At 62.9% G+C, this 19,197-nt stretch carries 16 protein-coding genes; 1 reads left to right on the top strand and 15 read right to left on the bottom strand.

Annotation, left to right across the window (positions count from 1 at the left end; all coding sequences use genetic code 11):
• Positions 1 to 4: 4 nt before the first annotated feature.
• The 4 genes from OPU67_RS10270 to OPU67_RS10255 all read right to left on the bottom strand — a co-directional run bounded on the left by OPU67_RS10270 (position 5) and on the right by OPU67_RS10255 (position 5,391).
• Positions 5 to 2,470 (bottom strand): hypothetical protein, encoded by a 2,466-nt coding sequence (locus OPU67_RS10270; protein WP_267619441.1) that lies wholly within the window; start codon positions 2,468 to 2,470, stop codon positions 5 to 7.
• Positions 2,448 to 3,965: a hypothetical protein gene (locus OPU67_RS10265; RefSeq protein ID WP_267619440.1), complete on the bottom strand. Its 1,518-nt coding sequence runs from the start codon at positions 3,963 to 3,965 to the stop codon at positions 2,448 to 2,450. Before OPU67_RS10265 ends, OPU67_RS10270 begins: the two co-directional genes overlap by 23 nt.
• 74 nt (positions 3,966 to 4,039) lie before the next feature.
• Positions 4,040 to 4,654, bottom strand: a complete 615-nt coding sequence (locus OPU67_RS10260) for a hypothetical protein (protein WP_267619439.1) — start codon at positions 4,652 to 4,654, stop codon at positions 4,040 to 4,042.
• Positions 4,655 to 4,665: 11 nt separating this feature from the next.
• The gene (locus tag OPU67_RS10255) at positions 4,666 to 5,391 is read right to left on the bottom strand and encodes a PD-(D/E)XK nuclease family protein (protein ID WP_267619438.1); all 726 of its coding nucleotides are present in this window, start codon (positions 5,389 to 5,391) and stop codon (positions 4,666 to 4,668) included.
• A gap of 234 nt (positions 5,392 to 5,625) precedes the next feature.
• On the opposite strand from OPU67_RS10255, the gene OPU67_RS10250 reads away from it, so the two are divergent.
• Positions 5,626 to 5,832: a hypothetical protein gene (locus OPU67_RS10250; RefSeq protein WP_267619437.1), complete on the top strand. Its 207-nt coding sequence runs from the start codon at positions 5,626 to 5,628 to the stop codon at positions 5,830 to 5,832.
• Here OPU67_RS10250 and OPU67_RS10245 read toward each other — a convergent pair.
• Genes OPU67_RS10245 through traC form a run of 11 tightly spaced genes read right to left on the bottom strand, consistent with a single transcriptional unit; the run spans position 5,829 to position 18,755 of the window.
• On the bottom strand, positions 5,829 to 8,540 hold the full coding sequence (locus tag OPU67_RS10245; RefSeq protein ID WP_267619436.1) for a conjugal transfer protein TraG N-terminal domain-containing protein: 2,712 nt from the start codon (positions 8,538 to 8,540) through the stop codon (positions 5,829 to 5,831). The genes OPU67_RS10250 and OPU67_RS10245 overlap by 4 nt on opposite strands.
• Positions 8,541 to 8,551: 11 nt before the next feature.
• Complete coding sequence (locus OPU67_RS10240) at positions 8,552 to 10,003, bottom strand: conjugal transfer protein TraH (protein ID WP_267619435.1); 1,452 nt, start codon at positions 10,001 to 10,003, stop codon at positions 8,552 to 8,554.
• Positions 9,993 to 10,817 carry a conjugal transfer protein TraF gene (locus OPU67_RS10235; RefSeq protein WP_420708997.1) on the bottom strand — a complete coding sequence of 275 codons (825 nt, stop codon included), beginning with the start codon at positions 10,815 to 10,817 and terminating at the stop codon, positions 9,993 to 9,995. Before OPU67_RS10235 ends, OPU67_RS10240 begins: the two co-directional genes overlap by 11 nt.
• Positions 10,817 to 12,547 (bottom strand): conjugal transfer protein TraN, encoded by a 1,731-nt coding sequence (locus OPU67_RS10230; protein WP_267619434.1) that lies wholly within the window; start codon positions 12,545 to 12,547, stop codon positions 10,817 to 10,819. The genes OPU67_RS10235 and OPU67_RS10230 overlap by 1 nt, the downstream gene beginning before the upstream one ends.
• Complete coding sequence (trbC, locus tag OPU67_RS10225; RefSeq protein ID WP_267619433.1) at positions 12,544 to 13,296, bottom strand: type-F conjugative transfer system pilin assembly protein TrbC; 753 nt, start codon at positions 13,294 to 13,296, stop codon at positions 12,544 to 12,546. Before trbC ends, OPU67_RS10230 begins: the two co-directional genes overlap by 4 nt.
• Positions 13,293 to 14,306 carry a conjugal transfer pilus assembly protein TraU gene (gene traU, locus OPU67_RS10220; RefSeq protein WP_267619432.1) on the bottom strand — a complete coding sequence of 338 codons (1,014 nt, stop codon included), beginning with the start codon at positions 14,304 to 14,306 and terminating at the stop codon, positions 13,293 to 13,295. Before traU ends, trbC begins: the two co-directional genes overlap by 4 nt.
• On the bottom strand, positions 14,303 to 14,908 hold the full coding sequence (traW, locus tag OPU67_RS10215) for a type-F conjugative transfer system protein TraW (RefSeq protein WP_267619452.1): 606 nt from the start codon (positions 14,906 to 14,908) through the stop codon (positions 14,303 to 14,305). Before traW ends, traU begins: the two co-directional genes overlap by 4 nt.
• Positions 14,909 to 14,937: 29 nt before the next feature.
• A complete protein-coding gene (locus OPU67_RS10210) occupies positions 14,938 to 15,459 on the bottom strand; it encodes a S26 family signal peptidase (RefSeq protein WP_267619431.1) in 522 nt (173 codons plus the stop codon).
• Complete coding sequence (locus tag OPU67_RS10205; RefSeq protein WP_267619430.1) at positions 15,456 to 15,842, bottom strand: TrbI F-type domain-containing protein; 387 nt, start codon at positions 15,840 to 15,842, stop codon at positions 15,456 to 15,458. Before OPU67_RS10205 ends, OPU67_RS10210 begins: the two co-directional genes overlap by 4 nt.
• Positions 15,835 to 16,212 (bottom strand): hypothetical protein, encoded by a 378-nt coding sequence (locus OPU67_RS10200; RefSeq protein WP_267619429.1) that lies wholly within the window; start codon positions 16,210 to 16,212, stop codon positions 15,835 to 15,837. Before OPU67_RS10200 ends, OPU67_RS10205 begins: the two co-directional genes overlap by 8 nt.
• Positions 16,209 to 18,755: a type IV secretion system protein TraC gene (gene traC, locus OPU67_RS10195; protein WP_267619428.1), complete on the bottom strand. Its 2,547-nt coding sequence runs from the start codon at positions 18,753 to 18,755 to the stop codon at positions 16,209 to 16,211. The genes OPU67_RS10200 and traC overlap by 4 nt, the downstream gene beginning before the upstream one ends.
• Between the last annotated feature and the right edge of the window lie 442 nt (positions 18,756 to 19,197).

The raw sequence follows: 19,197 nt of genomic DNA, 5'->3' as shown, positions 1-19,197 counted from the left end.
CGGGTCAGTTTGCAGGTTGCAAGGTGGCGAGCAGCGCGGTCAGGTCGGCATAGTGTCGTAGCAGCGCGCCGGTCTCCTCCGGGTCGATTCCCAGCGCCGCATCGAGCTTGGCGACAAACTCAAGCTCGGCCTCCTTATCGAGGTGCGGCCACGCGCAAGTCGCCTTCCAAACTGCAATGGCACTCGTCGTTACAACTGTCGCCAAGCCCGACTGCTTGGTGCCCGCTACCGCCATCACTGATCGCGCCAGCGCCCACCGGGTCAGAGCTACGATCGCGAAGCAGTCGAACGGCAGTTCGGTTTGATAATGCGCGATGGATATGCGCGACAGCAATGGCGGCTTCGACTTGGTGCCGACCCATAGTGCCTGCAGGATGCGGCCAACGCGGATCACGAAGGCGCGTTCGCGGTCATGCGCCTTCGGCACCAGATCCAGAGCGAACAGCGACTTCGGCTTTTTCTTGATCTCAACCTGCATCGGGCGGCGGCACGCCTCGACCATCAAGCGCAAGATGAAACACACCTCGGCTGTGAGCTTGCGCGGCGGCGGGGCGGGGTCATCGGCAAGGCGCGCGATGTAGGCCTCGAAGCAGGATATGGCCTTGTGAATGTCGAGGCTCTGCCTTTCGGCTTCCTCATGGCTATATTTTCGCGGCTCGCGCGGCGTCGGCCGATCATCACGACCGGTGTCGTTGTCATCCGCCCCCTCGCTAGGGTCGTTCAATGCATCATCACCGGCCGTGTCTGGCAGCTCGTCACTATAGAGGCCGTCATCCTCGCTTTCGGGCTGACCGATGCCGCGTAGAATGATCCTCAGCAGATTGACCGCATCAGGATCGTCGAAATTGAGGCGATCCGTGTCACCCTTCGACGGAGCGCTACCGGACATCGCCTCGCGAAAGGCTTCGGGGCTGTCGTAGTCAAAGGCGACGTATTCATCATCGCCCTCATTCTCCTTCCCGCCCGCGCGGCCGGCCGCAGCGATGATCTTCTTCGCTCTTCCGCGGCGGTCCGGCGTCTCGGAAAAGATGATGGCGGCTAGGCTCGCAAGCTCGAGGAAGTCGCCGCCCTCGAGCTCAACCTTCGCAAACGCATTGCGCAGGCGCCTGTCACCCATGCCTGGGGCGGCATGTGTCAGGCTCACGGCATCATTCACGATAACCGCGCTGGTCAGCATGCCATCACTGAGGCGCACGCGGGCGATCATCGGGAAGCGCGGCTTACCCGGCAGGTCCAGTGAGTAAGTCTCGCCTTGCGCCTTTTGGAACGGGTATTCGCCCTCGGCTATCACGAGCTGCGCGCCTGCAGGATCGACAATGCGGCGCGACGGCACCCAGCGTATCCTGCTGCCCGCAGCCTCGATTGTCCCGAGCGGGATCGACGAGTCAGATTTCGGTGGGACCGGATCCTTGGGCGTCTCTCTAAGATCGGAGCGATCAATTATCACTGAGAAATCGACGCCAAGCAGCTCGCGGCCGCGTCCTGCAGGTACACGGCGGTAGACCGAGCATTCTGCGTTGCGTGCTGGTCGATCGATCAAGCCTAGCGCATCATCAGAACAGTTCGCGCTGCCGAAGATCACATGGTCATGCTCGTCAGTCTCGAGGATGAAGGCCTTGGCATGGATAAACCGTGCCCGATCATTGCCGTTGAAGATGCCAGCGAACTTGGCCTCTGGGATCCGCTCGAGCTGGTCGATCGGGAATTGCGGTTCATGGGCGCTTAGAGCGATCACTGTTTCCGCTGGCCGAATTGCATCGATCAGCGCCAGGAGCCCCTCGAGCTCGGCATCCCAATAGGGGGACACAATGGTCAGGCGTTTGACGGTCTGACCACCAAGCAATCCGACCAGCTGGCTCAGAATGCCAGGTCCGCCGCGCGCGTCTTCGCACAAGAGGTCGACCAAAGAACCGTCATTGAGCGCGACAGGGCCTTGCTCAGCTTCGAGGTCAAAGAGCCACGCCGCATCACGCCCGACCAGTTCTAGCTTTCGTCTGACAGCATCCAGCTCTGCGTCCGCCAGCCAGCTGGACACATAATCGAACGCCTTGCGGATCAGTTTGTGATTGGCAGTTTCCTCGCCATCAGAGCGCTTACGCCACCACTCAAACTTGCCGACAATCTCGCGGTTTCTGCCCCACCCGGCTGCGGTCGCATTGGCAGACCCGACAATGAGACAGCCGGCGTCACTGCCGAGGCGAAGGCTAATCTTGGGATGAAAAGCGCCAGGCACTGCGACTGGAACCAGGGCGTAGGCGACGCCCGCTCTTGCAAAGGACTCCGGGGTTTCGTTGATGGCGCGCTGAAGCATATTGGCATCAGCCATCAGAATATTGTTCTCGCTACCATACACCCGCAAGCGATGGTGGAGCGATCCGTCATAAAACGCCGCATCGACCGAGTAGGTCGTAATGATGGACGTATGAAAGCCGGTGCGCGCGAGGTCCCTAAAGAGGCTGATGGAGTTCAAGGAACGCCTCCCCATCCCGCGTCACACCATCGGCGTTGAGATAGCCTGCGTCACGCAAGACCCGCGTCAGGTTGAACAGCCGTGGTGTCGTGTAGCCATACTGGCCTAGCAGCCCTTCGCTGAGCCGCCCGTCCTCGACAAGGAAGTGGTATGTGAAGGTCCCTGCCGATGAGAGCTTACGACCAGCGATGACCTGGTGATCGATGATGATGTGCTTGAAGAGAACGGCCGCCAAAGCTTCATCCGCCGCTTTATCCTTCGCTGCGTCAAGCGTCCGAAGGATACCATCAAGCGACCGGCCATCTGGGCCTACCGCCCTTGCTATGATCGGCCTCACTTTTCCGCTGCCATCTGCCCACTTCGCCCACAGTACGCCCAAGAGCTTGAGTGCTTTGAGCATGATCTCAGGTGATGGCGGATGATCGGAAGACAGGTTGTCCAATACAGGGGTGATCAGCGCTGCTTCGTCTGCGCCATCATCGAGAGCCACCGAGTCCGCCCACTGGGAAAAGTTCTGGTTGGTTCCGGCCATGGCAGCGCCAACGACTTCGCTGACAAGCTTCTTCGGCTCAATCCCATCAGGATACTCCTCGCACTGCCTGCCAATCAGCCCGTTCAGGGCACAGGCTAAGGCAACCTGGCCATATTCGTTGGCTTGATAGGCGCGCCAACGGTCGAGGGTTTCGCTCTCGAGCGCGTAGCTTTGCCCATCCGGAAGTGAGCGCGCGTAGAAGGCCTGACGCAGGGCATTGAGGTCCCCCTGGGTCACACCCTTGGCGATCAGGTCGAGAACGAGCCAGATCGACGAGCGGCGGGAAGTGGCGTCTTTGGACGTATCGCCGGAGCCGATCAGGAAGTCCCTCAGAATGGCCTGCTCTGCCGAGCCATGCGGTATCTTCGCAGGATGAATGGCAGCGCCAATGTTCTGAAGCTGCTCGGCACTCGCTTCACAAGATCGCAGCACCGCCTCGATATCGCTGGAAACCTGACCAATGGAGGACGCAAACTCGGCCGCAGCTTTCTGGCCAGGGCCCTGCGTGACGGGCACCGAGGAATCGCTCAGCCATTCCATGCCGACGAGCGTCGGCGCGTAGGCAACACCATAGTTGCCGCGCGCTGCCTGAAGGTAGGTCACGTCTGACTTTCGATCATCAGTGTAAGGGCGAAGGTCGATGCCATTGGCAGCCGCTTCGGCGCGATGCTGGCTCGCCCAGTTTGACCCACCGAGGCCATCGCTTGCCTCTTGGTCGTGCACTAGAGTGGCAAGAGCATACAACGCTTCCCCCCGCCGCATGAAGGTCGCGAACTTGGCTGGATCGTCAGAGTGATGCAGCTTCTCGTAGAGGCCCACGAGCCATGGGAAGTAGGAATAGTAGCGCAGGCGGTTGGTAATGTTCGTGATGTTTGGGACTAGCGATTGGTAGATCCGGATGCTGGTCGCCTGAAGACCGAGGGGATCGAGCCCCATCGTCCAGCTGCCGGTCTTGGTCCACAACGGGTCCCCGTCACCCACCCGAAACTCTGCCCCCAACTTTACACCCCTCTCATCACGCTCGTGCGCAACCTGGCTTAGGCGCGCTGGCGGATCAGGCCCACGAGCTCATCGAGTAATGGGCGAGCCTTGACGATCCGTTCGATTGCCTGAGCCAAGGGAAGCAAGGCTTCGTCGAAATCGTCGTCCGCAAAGGCCTGCGCCAAAGCGTCGCGGTCGAAGGTCATAAGCACTGCCAGCTCACCCTTCTTTGCATCGCACAGGAATCCTGCGTCCAGTAGCTGATCGATCAGATCACTCTCTTTGCGTAACAACGATTTCCAACTCTTCGGCCCCAAAGCGTTGGTGTCCAAGCCAAGGCGGATGCCGGCACCTGCGAAGCCACAAAAGGTCCCTATCCAGGTTCTAGTATCCCCCCCGTCAATGCAATCGGTGTCCTCGAGCTCGATGAAGAGATCGTAATAATCCTCAGAATCGTTGGCAGTCCGCCATTCGTTTGGCGCAAACCAAATCTGCTCGTTCAGGTCACGAGGTATGTCGCCATTCCAACCCAATCTGCGAGTCTCATCAGTCAGTAATTCGGCTACGGCGTTTCCAAGTGCCTTGCTCATCGGCCCACGCGCATACCGAACAGCTGCTTCGAGCTCTTCGATGTGGCGCACGATGATAGCGCCGGCTGACGTTTGCGACATGAACAAGCTCCTTAGAATGCGCTGACGTGATCACCGAAATGCGCGATCAGCTGCTCTACAAACAGGCGAGGAGCGCGATGTTGACGAGATGCTGATCGTGCAGCGAGCGCGACATCCTGCCAGGTGATTGATGGAACACCCGGATGTTTGATATTGTCTGGCGCGAGAAGAAGAACGCGAGATTGGCGCCGCAGCAGTGCCGCACGGCGGCTCAGCGAAGCCAAATATCGCTCGATTTGTTGCGGGCCGAGCTGAGCATCAATCTTTACCTCGATGCCAATGACGTAACCGGTCGTCTCAATGACGAGGTCAACCCGATCAGAGATATCGCCCATCGGGCTACACTCTGTTTCGACGCGATAACCCGCTTCGAGCTCCCGGCTCCAGTCGATATCCGGCAAGGCCGCCTCGAGAGTCGCGGCAAGAAATCGCTTCGAGACACTTCCACCAAATTCCGGGAGCCACAGGCCTGCGAGCGCACCAGCATTTCGAACTTCGTCACGCTTAAGGCCGACGATCGACCAAGGGTTGATGATGCCGCCCGTTTCTTTGGCATGAGACAGGCCCTGCCGAAGATCTTGGAATGCGCGCTCAATCTTCCCCAAATCGAAAGACTGCTTGGCAGGCTGTGGGGTCATGCCCCTGGTCAGCACCCGAAGCTCTTGGAACGCGCGCTCGAGCCGCTCAACGTCGACAGAAAGAGGTTCAACCAGAGCAGTCACCGGACAGTTCTGCATCAATCAATTGGGCAAGTCTATCGAAACAAAACAATGAGTTCTGGCCATGGCCTGAAACTCAGCTACTGCGGCAACAACTCAGACCCCCACCAGCTGCGTTTTCCACCCGGCAAGGAATGAACCGACTGGCCCGATGGAGCCATTCCGGATCTTCAAACATCAATTCTGAAGCATGAGCACCAGAAATCGTGATAAGATGCATGCGCGCGATACCGAGAGCGATGCAGGAGCTTTATGATGGCAAAGCAAGACGATCCAAGCAGTCAGCCGGATTGGCAGGGACTGAGAGAGCTCGATCGCGCCATTTCCGAGAATCGCCTCACTGCTTACTCATGGAAGAAAGCTTGGGCTGACCCTTGGGGAAGATTGAAGCTTGTGACCATTATGATTGCGCTCGCGTCCTTCGCCGCATTCGTAGTTGTGAATGATGTGATCCTCTAGGGACGCGGCCATTCCTTCACTTCGTCAGCCGCTTCTTCACTTGCTCCCTTGGCCTCGTTGGTCTTGCGCTCAAGTTGATCTCTCACGGTTCCAATCCGCTGACGTCCCTGCTGACGGGCTTGTTCGACTTGACTAGCAATATCTGAGGGATCAGGCCCTTCTGATACATTTGCTCCGCGCGAGGCCCCCACCGTTCCTCTGGCTCGCACTTGATCTCTGCTCCCAAGCTCCGGGCGGCTGACAGACGCAAAGGGAGGCAAAGAGATTTCGCTCTCGATGGTGTCCTGCAGACGTTCTGCGTAGCTCTCGACAAACCGCGCCTGCAGCTGCTGGCCGCGAGGGCTGAGCTGAAAGGTGATGTCGTCGAAGCGAGCGGGCCCATAGTAGTCGCGGTTGGCTTCAATTTCACCCATACCCCATTCGCGGTAGGCTTGACTGAGGTTGAGGGTCCCGGCCGCGCTGTTACCCTCATACCAACTGGCTTGGCCCTCAAGGCGATTTGCCATCTCCTCTGCCCGGCGTGCTTCGAGCGTGTAGCTCTCGGCCTCGGTCAGAGATCGGCTGAGCCCAGAGGCGCTGGTTGAGACCTGCGAAACAGAAGTCGAGCTCGTCTCCCGCAAGAAGCCTTCGCGGGTGCTCGACCAGTTCCGGCTATCGGAGAGCTGGCTCAGAGTGCCGATGATCTTGCTGCGATCCTCCGATGCAATCCCGACGTCAGTGTCAGTCCATGATTGGTTGCGCCCGCCTTTCACTCCAATCTGCGCCGATCCAGGGCCAAGCTCACCCTTCAAACCCAGCGACGCATCTCCGTTAAGGAACCAGGTCGTTGAGATTTCATCAGACGCGCGCCGGGACAGTCCGAACTGCTGCTGGAGGGTCTTGGAGGCATTGTCGACCTCGCTGAAGGCTGTACCGATGCTGTCGCTGCTGCTCGTGCCGCTAACGGTATCCGAGCTGCGCCCTTGGCTGTAGGCGTTGCGGATCTCGCTAAACCGGGTGAGCGCTGAGCTGGTCGATTGCTGTGCGAGATTGGCGAAGGTCTCGCTCTGCGTCCGGCTCTGGCTCGCCATCGAGCCGAGCCGTGCTGTGAAATCCTGTCCCAGCGACGGGGTGAAGGGATAGCTCGAGTTGGGGACCGCAGCGAACTCGCCATTGGGAAAGCCCGTGGTCTGCGTGCCGTTGTCACTGACGCTGCGCATCTGCCCGGCACCATAGGCAATGCTGGGAGCAAGGCTGCCTTGAGCAAACTGCCTCGAGAACACCGTCGAGTTGTCGATGTTTGAATTGCCGAGCGAGACATTGCCAGTGCTGGCCTCTCTTGCCGCTTCTTCCGCCGCATTCTGGCTCGGATTGAGGTAGCTCGTCGCTTGGCCAGAGATCGCCAGCGCACCGCGCGCGACCCCGCCTGCGAGGAACGGGATCGAGGCTACAAGGTAGCCAGCAAGGATGCCGATATCGCTGTTGACGTCGCTCATGCCTGAGAAGGTCGCAAGGCTAAGGCCCGCGCCGCCGCCCGCGGCAGCAACATCGGCCGCCCCTTTGAACATCAGGATCATGTGGAGGATGACGAACAGCGGTCCCCAGGCCGCGAGGTAGAAGAACCCGGTGACATAACCCCTCAGCGCAATCGGCCCCGTCTTGGGCATCAGGAAAAGCGGGAAGAGTACAGGGAAGAGCGCGTAGAAGACCACGGTCAGCACGACGTTGAGGATGGGGACCCATTTCATCGCGTTCTGCGCGATCGAGGAATAGGTCCGCTCGGTCTGAATGTCCGCGCGGGTCTGAGCAAAAACATCGATGCTGCCCCGGCCACTTGCGCCCGCAAAGCCATGCATCGCCTGGTTCATCGCATTGATCGTCAGCACCTGGCGGAAGATATCGCTCGCACTCTTCGAGACGCCCGAGAGGTATTGATAGGCCGTCGGCAGATCCGAGAGCAGCTTGGCCTTGGCCAGCGCCTCGGTCTGGCGCGGGTAGAGCTGGCGCCCCGTGATCAGCGCCATCTCGTCGATGAGGCCCGCCCATTGGCCCGAGAGCGCGGTGTAGGCCTCGCGGCACGTGATGATCGATGCGGTGACGGTATCGTCCGCTTGACGGGTCAGGAACTTCTGAGCGCGCGCCGCGCTCCCCGGTGCGATCGTGGCCCAGATGTCATCGCTCTCGGAGAGCTCCTTCATCGAGTAACGGCCGAGCAGCAGATCGTAGAACACGCATTGGCGCACGTGCTCATCGAAATTAGCGGCAAACTCAGGGTCCGCGATCCGCAGCGAACGGGTCGCTTCGAGAAGCCGCGCGCCATAGATCATGCCGTTCTTCGAGTAGTTGAGATCATCGGGCAACCCGAAGACCAGTTCGGCCGAGCGGGTCAGGTAATCGCCTGTCTGGCTGGTGAAGCTCGCCATCAGCGCAAGGCCGAGCGGCACATCGGCAACCGTTGCCGGAGCAAGGCTGGGGTTGACCCGGTCGGTGACCTTCACGTCCATGCGCGGCACCATCAGGCACATGTAGATCAGCGTCGCGCCGAGGAACCAGTTGAGCCAGGCACGCCAATCCTGGTTGAAGGCGACCGTGATGACCGCGAGGATCATGCCCATCACCAGCGCCACCTGGATCAGGCTCTTGTAGCCGCCAGCGCCGGTCCAGGCGGCCACCGCGTTGAGGACATTGACGATGTACTCGCCGCCGCCGATCGTGAAGATCTCGACCATCTCTCCGCCTCCTAAGGAATGATCGAGCGGGACTGCATGCCGCGCGACCAATCGAGCGCGGCCGCCATCGACGGCGACATCGAGGCAGCAAGCATGTTCTCGATCATCGCGGTCTTCTCGATGATCTGCATGATCGCCGAGACCCGCGCTTGGCCTGTTGCCTGGCGCTGTGCGAGGCTCGCGCGAACCTCGGCGACCTGGCCGCGCCAGATCGCGAGCTTGGCTTCATCGGCCGCAATGAAGCTTGCCATCGAGCGGCCCGCCTCAGAGGTGATCCGCTCGAGCACGGCATAGAGAAGATCGATGCTGGCAATCTCGGCGAGCGTGTTGCGATCATCGGTCGCCATGCCCCGGCCGTAAGCAGCCTGGACGGTCAGGATCTTGTAGAGCGGCACCGAGGCAACCTGGAGGAGTTCCTTCTCCTCATTGCCGATCGCGCTATCGCTGCGGATCGCCTCGACCATGCTGCCGATCAGGCGCGCGACCCGCGGCCGGATTGCCTTGGCGCTCGCAAGGCTCATCTGCTGGAATGTGGGGTTGAGGCACTGATCAGGCTCGTCGCACTGGAACACGCGCACCGACTGACCTTGTGTTCCGTCGAGAAGCGCGGTCACAAGTGTCGAAGAGGCATCGCCGGCAAAGGGGACGAACTTGCCCTGCTCGTCGTCCTTGGGCGGAACGTAGATGACCGTGCCGATCAGGGTCATCGCATACTCGGCCAGCTCGCGGTCGAAGCTGCCGCCGGGATTGAAGAAGGCGCTCTTCTTCAGCACGTGCCAGGTGTAGTTGCGCGCAACGCCAGGATTGACGTCGGCATAGTCCGCCCCGCCGCCCTGATTGGTCGCACTGCGCTGGCCCCGCGTGCCGCAGCCATGCTTGGCTGCGGCATAGTCGGTGAAGATACCTTCCGAATTGCCGATCGCCTCGCAGATCGCCTTGTCGGCAAGGTCACCCTTAGGCCAGATTCCGCCGACCAGCCCCTGCGCCATCTCGCAGGAGTTGATCGAGAGGTTGTTCATCAACTGCGCCTTTTGGCTGAACTCCTGCATGATCTTGTTGCACTCGGGGCAGACCGTATCGATCGCCAGGCTGAAGGCGAAGCCCACCGCATTGTTCGCCACCGCCTTCATCAGCGCGACGATTTCTCCTGCGTTGATGAAAGAGAAGGAGCCTGCAAAGATATCGATGCCGCCGCAGCCGGCGCGCGCACGCGGCAGCTGGAGGTTGGCGATGTTGGTGGTCTTCTGGGGGAAGCGGGTCCAGACATTGCCCAGGCTGTAATAGCCGGCCGATTGCCCTTCGAAGGCGCTTGGCCCCGTCACATTCGCGGCCGCGCCCATGTCATCCATGAAGCGGTCCATGCTATCGCCAACATTGGCCGAAAGCGGCGCGGCGAGCGGAGACGCCACCATGCTGGCGGCCGCCAGCGCAAGCGCGGCATTGCGGATGATCCTAGTAGTCATGGCCGGCTTCCTTCGCGGTCAGGAGGTAGATGCGGTCCTGAAGCTCGTCGGCCGACAGCACGCCGTATCCGATCGGGATCGGGCGCTTCAGCACGCTGTCCCACAGGACCAAGGTAGGGGTGATTCCGGGCTCGAGGCCCATGCGCGCACGCTGGCCACTCTCGACCTTGTAGTCAGGGAAATGGCGCGACGGACCGCCATCGGTCGAGATCGCGCGCACGGTGATCCGCCAGCGATCGGCGATCGATCGCACGATCGGGCTCATCACTTCGCAGGCGCCGCAGGTCTGGGAATAGAAATAGAACAGACCATAGCGCTGTGAGAGCCTGGCCATGACAGCGTCACGGTCAGCTGCACGCGCATCTTGCCACTGCTTCTTGGCAAGCGCGCCGACCGGACGCTCAAGTGTGTAGTCGAGCGCAGGGTCCTGCCAGATGGCACGCTGCCACACGTCTGAGAAGAGCGAGGCGCGGTCGAGCTGTTCGCGCTGGAAGCGGATATAGGCGGTGACGTTCTCCGGTGTGGGATAGAGCACCGCGCGCGCCTTCAGCTCGCGCAAGGTCCCGGTGATCGCGTCGAGTTCCTGCGCGGCGGACGCAGCCTGCTCGGGTTGTGCGGGCTTCGGCTTGGGCGCTGGGACCGGCTTCACGCAGTAGAACCAGTAACCGAGCTTGCGCTTCGCGCAGTAGAGATCATCGTCCTGCGCCGTCGCCTCAGTGGTTTCGGTCTGAGTCTGGGCCGCGAGCGGCGAAGTTGCCTGCAGGGCCAGCATGGCGCCGGCGGCGAGGATGCTGAGAAAAGGCGCGCGGACCATCATTGGCCACCCCGCGCATAGTAGTCCTCGATCTTTTGCTGGATCAGCGCGCTGGTCTCGAGCTCATCGGGGAGCCGCGCGGCCTCTGTGAACTCGGCATAGACCTCGCTGAAATCCATTTGGCTGAGATCGAGCCGGGCAAACTCATCGAGCGTGAACCCAGCGCATTGTTCGCGCTTGGGCGTGTTCCAGGGCTTGGGGAGTTGGCGGCGCCCCTGTTCCTGAAGGATCCGGGCGAGCTTCGATTCAAAGCAGCAATAGGCTTTGCGCTTGGTCACGCAGATGCCGAGCACCTTGTCCGAGCAATAGGTCCCGACATAGGCGCACAGGCCTTTGGCATCGCGCTCATGCAGCAAGGTTTCCTCGCGCGAGCAGCCGAGCGACACCAACAGGCTGATGCCCGGGATCAGGGGGAAGCCCTTGCCCTTGCAGCAATTGAGCACGCCAAAGACCTTCGAAGAGCAGGTGTTGCGGGTGCCCTTGAACAGCGTCAGGCTGTCAGGATCGAAATCCTTGCGCGCCTCGTCCATCGCGTGGAGCGCGGTGACCGCATCACGGAATTCGTTGTTAGCGGTGCGCTCGATCGTCTCGCACGAGCCGTCGATGCAATAGACATCGCCGTCGCAAACATATTGCGCCTGCGTGCCGCTCGCCGGGAGCGCGCACTCGTAGACCCGCTCCCAGGTTTCGCAGGGCTCCTCTTCAGTCAGGCACTCTTCGCGGACAAAGCGGCACGCGCTCTGGCTTTCGAGGTCGCTGCAGTCGCTCGCAGGCGACTTGGATGCGCAGCTGTAGCTGCGCTCCCAGGCCCAGCAGGGGCGCGTGACGGAGACCCCGCCAATGACGCGGGTCTGCAGATTGCTGTCGGTGCAAATCTCGGCATCCAATGTGCAATCGGCATTGTTGCTGAAGGCCAGGCACTGGCTTTCGTCGGGTGCCGTCTCAACCGCAGTCCGCGTCGCGGTGAAAAAAGCAGTCTGGCCGGGGACTTCAGCATCGCAGGTCAGCTCGTTGATCCGGACGCCAGGCTCTGCACAGAAGCGCGAAACGCCATTGTCGAACCATTGCAGGCAGGTCTCGCGGTGCCCCGTCACCTCGCAGCTTGCATCAGCAAAGACCCGGCAGCTGGGCAGGTCATCGACATTGCCGCCCCTCAGCGGACTGCAGAGGTAATGCCACTCGCCTTTCTCGGTAACCCGCGCGGTCAGCGGGACAGTGCATTGACCTTGCGACTGCTCGAGCCGGGTCCCGGAATTGCATGTCGCCATGTAAGTCCCGGCGCTTCCCGCGCCCGGCGGCAGCGGCACGCAGGTGCTTTGGCTGCCGCCGATCGACATCCCGCTCGTGTAATCGAGCGGCGCAGCGTTGATGGCCTGGCTTCGGGACAGCAGCGCGTCGATTTCGTTTGGATCGAACTGCGCGCGCGACGCCATGCTGTCGCGGATTGCGCGCAGCGCCGGGCTGGTCGGCGCGGCGCTGCGCCCACGCGCTTCGATCTGGTCAGGGTCGCGCGCAAGCTGTTCGAGGTCGCGGGTGGCTGTGCGATCGAAGTTGGGAATGCGCGCGCCGTCAGGGTTTGTGGTCGCTGCCTCGCGCGCGGTGCCGCGCGCCTCGGTCGCGAAAGCCTTGCCATCTGCCTTGGCCTCCTCGCGGGTCTGGGCCGCGACAGGAAGCGCCAGTGTTGAGGCTGTGAGGAGCCCAAGCAATGTCGTGATCATCGTGCGGATCATGGGCGGTTCTCCTGTTCAAGCTGGCGCAGATGGAGGCGGGCAAGTTCGGCGCCCGGGCCTTGTCCGCCCGCAAAGGTCTCGAGGACTTCGCCGACGCTGATATTGCCGGCGATGCGGTCATGCGGCGGAACCGCGCTCGTGCAGTCGAACCCGTCGCATGGGCTGAAATCAGTGCTCAGCATCACGAAGCTGGGCGCCGCCTTGATATCGAACGCACGGAACAGCCTCGGATCGATCCCGAGCGATCCGGCCTCTTCGCGGTTGCTCCAGATCGTAGCGAGGCGCTTCTTGAACGCCGCGCTATCGCCTTGCGGAAAGCCGCGCAGCACGGTGACCCCGCCGGCGCGCGACATGTCGCGCACCAGGGCCTTGAGAGCGGCCGGCGGCATTGAGAGGCTGGCAAAGGCGATGAACCGCGGGCCTCTCCCAAGAGCTGCCTTTTCAGCTTCGGCTTGCCCCGCAATCATCGCGTCGAAATCGAGCGGGGCCTCGCTGGGAGTGGGCGTGATGCTCTGAGCATAAGCGGCACGGCGATCCTGGGTCTGCATCTGAACTGCGCGCGCATCCTCAATCTGCGCTTCCGCCCGCTGGTGGACATTGGCGGCGAGCGCTTCGGCGTCGCTGGCGTGCTCGCTTGCGCGCTTGCGGATCGTCTCGAGATCGAGACCATCGGGCGCAGTCTGCGCGAGCGCCAGGCCAGCAAGCGAGACGGCGAAGCCGAGCGGGATCAGGAGGAGATGCTTGTTCATAGCGCGCAGCAGTTCCGCTTGCGCCAAACGAGGTATCCCATGTCCTCGCCAATCGCGGGGATGACCTGTCCGGCCGGTTGAAAGGTGGTGGAGGCGCCAATCGGCGGGCAGGCATATCGGCCGCTGGTGGCGGGGCTCGGATTGGTGGCCTGGAAGCGGTATTGTTGCTTCCTCATCACCGGCATGAGGTATTTGCCGCAAAGCCCCTCGGAGCCCATCGTCCCCCAGGCGACCAGCTGGCGGTGGAGCTTGTAGGCAAAGCGCGACAGCACCAACCGCGAGGCCTGGACATGCCCGATCGAGGCCGAGACATTACCGTTCATCGGGTACATCGCGCCCTGGCAGCCAGCGCACCAGAACATCTCATCGAGCGGCAGCTTGGCGGTCGATGCGATGCAGTCAGCGGCACACGCCGCGAGCGCCAAGGGGTTGGCGAACAGCACCGCCTCGGGATTGATAATCGCGGTGAGCTCGCTGTCCTGCCACAGCGGATCGATCTCGGAGATATAGAGGATGTCGATAGAACCTGCCTCAAGGCAGAGAAAATCGGCGACGATCTCCATCCAGTAGATCAGCGGATAGGCATACCAATGGACATGCCAACTTGAGTAGTATTGGCTCGCGCCGCCCACGGCCGAGGGTCCCGAGATCGAGCGAAAGCCGATATCGAACCCGGGATCGAGCTTCAGCCCGCCAAGGTTGACGAAGCACCACGGTTTCATGCTGACATCGGCAAGCCGCACCGGCTCCCAGAACCCCATCGCGATCCCCGGCCGGATGCCGCACAGGCACAGCGGCAGGTCCGGGTTGTCGGGATCGGGCCGGTTCGAGGGCCAGATATCGAGCCCGCCGATCGAGATCGGAAAGAGGCACGACCAGCAGATATCCGTGATCGGATTGACGAAGCTTCCGGTGCATTTGCCGGGGCCGGCATCAGCCAGCGCCGGGCTAGCGGTGGCAAGCCCGAGGGCGGCCAGCAGGCTCATCGCCAGTTTGCGCGCACGGCTCATGGAACCAGCCCCTTTGAGGGGGGCAGTGCGATCTCGCTGACCTCGAGCAAGCGGCCCTGCTGGCGCACCCGTGCCGGCACAGCCTTAATCCCGAATTTGGCGATGAGCTGCCCGCCCTGGTCGAAGTAGAAGCGGCGCTGGCGCGCTTTCATCAGCTCGAGCGGCGCGCCCTTCACCAGGATGAGCTTAGCGGCCTTGCCCTGTCTGAGCGCCCAGGCGAGCTGGTCGGGATCATCGCCGTCGAGAAACAGGAGATCACCGCGCAGGCGCACAGAGTCGAGCGGATTGACCATGGTGCCGGCTGCATGGATCAACGCGCCATTCGCGCCTCTGATGTCTGCGCCCAACGTGATGGTCGGATCGAAACTCCAGACCCTTGCAGTGCTCGCCCGTGCGATGCCGGCCACCGGATCGGGCCGATTGACCCGGGCAATTGTGCGGCGCTTTAGCTCTGCATTGCGCCGCGCGGTCTCGCCCGACTGCTCCATGCTCGTAAGGCGCAGCCGGATCTGCTCGAGAAGATCGGCTTCGATCACCGGGAAGACCGTCCCGCGCTGGCCATAGTCCCGCGCCGCGGCAGGCTCAGGCCACAGGCAGAGCATCAGTATGAGGCTTGAAGGCAGCAGCGCTCTCACAGGATCGCCCTCCCGCTGCCAATGATCTGGGGCCGGCAGACCCAACCGATCTCGGCGTAGCGGCTGTCGAGCCCGCGCGGGTGCGCGGTGCCTGTGTAATAGCAGCCCTCCGGGATCCGGCCTGAAGGGCCTTGGTGCAGCAAAATGCCGAGCCGCGTCTGGTCGAGACGCTCGGCCACTTTGCGGCCATTGATGAAGACCGCCGCGCCTTGGTGGTTGACCACGTCCCCGGGGACACCGAGCACGCGTTTGCCAAAGAGCTGCGCACCCTGCCCGAAGTGGGCCTCGATCAATGGGCTCGGCGGCGGCGCAAAGAAGATCAGGCTGCCGCGCGCGACGGGCGCCTTCCGATCAAGCCAGAATGCCCAGTTCGGCAAGCTCGGGCTCGCGTTGATGAGGAAAGCGTGATCCTTGCCGAAGGCATCGGCCGCCGCCCAGCCCAGCGGGAGCAAGACAAGGCCGGTCAGGACGAGCGGGCGGCGCAGGCTGCGGAGGACGCGCTTGGCGATCGTCATCATTGCGGCTCTCCCTTCGCCAGCTGGCGCATGATCCGGACCTTGAGCTCTTCGGTGGCATCGGGCGCATCGCCTGCCAGCACCGCTTCGCTCACCAGCACCACGCGCCCGCCGGTGCCCATTTCGGCGACCGCGCGCTCCGAGGCCTTGAGGAAGGCAAGTACGCGCGCCTGGCTGGCTTCAGGGTCACCCCCGCTGCGCGCTTCGGCATCGACAAAGGCGGCGATGGTCTCCGCCAGGCGAACCGTGACCATCTGCTGGCGCGGCGCGCTGAGCTCCCGGCTGACCCAGGCTGCCCAAAGGAGCGCGGCGACAAGCGCGAGCACGGCGATGAGCTTGAGCGCCAAGCGCGGGTCGATGGTGGGGATGCGTCTTGCCTCAGCCATTCTGGCTCTCCCCAGCTTGCTGGTGATCGATCTCGCTCATGAGGCGCTTAAGGAAGCGCGGCATGCGCAGCAGCGTCACCGCGCCAAGCACGATGGCGAAGGAGGTCATGAGGTCCTGACTGAACAGGCTGCGCCGCACAGCATCAGCCGCCAGGTAGCGTTCGGCGAGATTATCCAGCTGGGCGAACAGCCCGCCAAGGTCCCAGCCTGCCACGAACAGGAACAACGCCAGCGGCAATCCGAGCACGATCAGGATCGAGGTGACGGCAAAGCCCGCTGCCTCGATCAGAACGAAGCAGAACCCCCGCAGGCGGCGTAGCAGTTGCTGGCGGTCGGCGCGGCCGCCTTGGTTGATGAGGCGCGCAGTCATGCCTTGGCACTCCCCGCAACCATGCGGATCGCATCGGCCAGGCTATGCCCGCGCCGTTCGTATTCCTGGATCGCCGCGTAAGTGTCGGGGTCGGAGGAATAGACCGTCGCCGAGAAGGGATCGAGCACCAACCGGCCGATTGCCTCGGTCTCGGGTCCCTTGATGAACACCTCGCTGTACTCGGTGCCCGAGCGCTTCAGTGACCGGATCAAGGTCTCGGTGCGATCATCCATGTCGAGCCGGGCATTGGCCCTGAAGTCGGCGATGGTCTCAGCCTTCTGCTGGAGCACCAGCATCCAGTCGCTGTTTTCGAGCGCCGCGCGCGCGCCATCCGACTTGTAGTAGTCATTAAGCGACTGGGTGGCGGTGGCGAGCGCCCCGCCATATTTGCGCGCCGTGCGGGCATAGGTCTCGACGAACTCGCCCATCGAGCCGCCCTTGAGCATCGCCCAGGCCTCGTCGATCAGCAGCAGCTTGCGGGTGCTGCGCGATGTCCGGGTCATTGCCTGGCTGGTCATGAACATGATCGCCGAGAGCACCACGCTGCGCAGCTCTTCGCGGCTTGCAAGGTCGCTCATCTCGAAGACCGTGAAGTCATCATCGAGCGCGAAGCTCGCCTTGCCCGCAAAAAACCCGCCATAGCTGCCGCCGCGGCAGAAGGGTCCGATCGCGGTGGCAAGGTCACGGCCCGCTTCGCTTTCGCAATGCGCGAGCGCGTTGGCGACATCGTCAATCGCCGCTCCGCTGCCGAGTGCTTCCCAGGTCGCGTTGACCGCGCGGTCGATGAGGCCGCGCTCGGTATCGCTCGGCGCGGTGCCCGGCCGCGCCATCTGGCCGATGATCGCCTTGATCATGGCAAAGCAGTCGAGCCGGTAATCCTCGTCCTGATGCGCGCGGGCATCATCAACCATCGAGAAGGGATTGAGCGAGAAACCCGAGGCGAGCGTGAACTCGACAAAGGTCCCGCCCTGGAGCTTGACCGAATGCTCGAAGCTGCGCCCGTCATCGATCACCACCACCTTGGCACCTGCACCGCGCAGCGCGGCACAGAGCTCCTGAAGCAGCACCGATTTGCCCGAACCCGACTTGCCGCAGATCGCGATGTTGTGATTGCCGGCCGTGTTCTCGAACGGCGACCACCAGAAGGGTTGTCCGCGCCGGCCGACCAGCAGCAGGTGCGGGACCGGGCCGCCGAGATATTCGCCCTGGAGCGGTGCGATATTGGCCGCCGTGGTCGAGAGCATGGTCCTGAAGCGCTTGAGCCGCGCCATGTCCTCGCCAAGCCCGTCAGCAAGGCTCAGCGGGAAGGCGGCGACCAAACCCTGGAGCTGAAGGAAGCGCTCGTCGGCTAGATCCCATCCGGCAGCCTTGTAGATCGCCTTGATCACCCGCTCATGCGTGTCGCCCTGCCCGAGCGGCGAAATGCTGGTGAGCCCGTAGAACAGCTTCACGAGCTTCTTGCCCGACTGAAGCTCGGTCTGGACATGCCGCCATTCAGCCGATTGTTCTGAGAGGCGCGGCAGGAAGCGCGCGCTCTTGGTCGCCTCGAGGCTGGTGGTGCGCATGAATTTGAAGCCCGCACGCGCGGCCGCTGCTTCCTGGTCCGGATAGACGAGGCAGAGCATGGTCGCGACCGGGCAGGGGAAGCGCAGCTTGTCAGTGAACATGTCGCCGATCAGCCGCGCGCATTCCCAGGGTGCCCAGCGCTGGGGCGTGCTCCGCACTGCGAAGTGACGGATGTCGAAATGATCGGGATAGCAGGCGCCGATCTCGGGATGACCCAGCGCATCGCGGCCGGTCTCGCGGAACCGTTCGGTCCGCAAGATCAGGCGGTCATCCTCGACTTCGACCTCGATGTCGCGGCGGATCGCCTGGACATCGAGCGTATCATGCGGATTCCAATCATGTGCGTCGGCCTCGTGCGCCGTGGTCGGCGAGGTCAGCTCGTCGATCAGCGCGAGCAGCCCCGCAGGCCGCAAATCGTGAGCTTCGAGCCCGAGCGAGCGCAGCATGCCGATGAGGCCCTCGCGGCATTCGCTGAGTTCAGCGTCCGTCACTGGGCCGGGCACCGGCACGCCAAGCGAGACGATCACCCTGACGTTGCGAGCATGGAACGGCGCATGCGCCGCCCCCGAGGTCCAGACCAGGTCATAGAGCCGCTGCGTGCGCGCCCGGGCGATGGCCTCGTAGATCCCGCCCTGCTCATAGCGCGGCGCAAACCACGGGCCGATGATCGAACCAATCCGCGGCGAGCCGAAATTGAGGAGCTGCAGGCAGGCACCGGGCGGCAGGCCTTCGGAGAAGAACTGGCCGAGGATCTCGCCGGTGCGCTCGTCTGCTCCGATCAGCGGCGTGACTTCGAGGATGAAGCCCTTCGAGCGGGCGTTGCGGTAGAGCTTCGCGCCCTCGTCATAGACGCGGTAGGGGAGCCAGTCGGAGAGCATGTCGAGCCCGAAGTGCCCGCGCGGCTTCTCCGGTGTCGCGGTGTCAGCGAAGAGGCCGCGCGACAGCGCCTCGCGCGCAGCAGTGAATGACAGGGTCACGGGCGTTCTCCTTCATGGTGATCAGGGTGGGGGACCGGCACGCGGGGAGGCGGGAACGCACCAGGTCCCCCGGGGTCCGGCGCATCAGCGCCGGGGATTGCCGGATTGGGCTGCGGGGGGACCATCAGCAGCTCCGGCAATGGTGTTGGCGAGGTCTGATCGGGCGCGGCGGGCGCGGGCACGGCGCTTGTCCGCGCCGCTGCGATAGCGCCCGCCAAGGCACCGAGGACGGCGCGCCGCCCTTGCGGTGCCCGCCAGCCTGCCCCTGCCGGTTCAGGCAAGGTCAGATGCACAATCCGCGCCTCGTGATCGCGCCCGGCCGCATCGCGGTAAGGTGCCAGCACCACCCGCAGGCGGCGCACGCCGTCGCTGGGGGCCGCGATAGGCCGGGGCGCCGCTTGGACCTCGAGGGCTTGCGGGCCAGTGGCCGCAGCATCGATTA

It is taken from the genome of Erythrobacter sp. WG (assembly GCF_026586795.1).
In the GTDB taxonomy this organism is placed as follows: domain Bacteria; phylum Pseudomonadota; class Alphaproteobacteria; order Sphingomonadales; family Sphingomonadaceae; genus Erythrobacter.
This window is presented reverse-complemented; position numbering and strand designations above follow the sequence as displayed.